We start from the raw sequence: 352 nt of genomic DNA on the forward strand, positions 1-352 counted from the left end.
TTTGTACCACTCACTGGTGGGGAGTTGACTAGCGATGATGGTACTGGACTGTTGGTAGCGTATTTCCATAACATCCAACAGATCGTTGGCCTGTCGTGCGCTCAGCTTTTCCATGCCCCAATCATCAAGGATAAGCAGTTTTCGTTTAGCCAGCGTGCTCAGTTGTTGACGGTAGGAGCCATCGGCTCGCCCCACGTGCAACTCATCAAGCAACTCACCGAGTCGATAATAGCGAGCACTGTGATGCTGCTCACAGGCCTGTGTTGCGAGCGCGCAGGCTAGATGAGTTTTACCGCAGCCGGTGGCTCCGGTAATGATAATGTTCTGGTTGTAGTGCAGGTATTGTCCGCTT

At 52.3% G+C, this 352-nt stretch carries 1 protein-coding gene; it reads right to left on the minus strand.

What is annotated here, in order from left to right; translation table 11 throughout:
- A partial coding sequence (locus QWY20_RS18590) for an ATP-binding protein (RefSeq protein WP_330130463.1) occupies positions 1-352 on the minus strand: 352 nt, incomplete at both ends.

Source organism: Alkalimonas cellulosilytica, assembly GCF_036325985.1.
Classification (GTDB): Bacteria; Pseudomonadota; Gammaproteobacteria; order Enterobacterales; family Alteromonadaceae; genus Alkalimonas; species Alkalimonas cellulosilytica.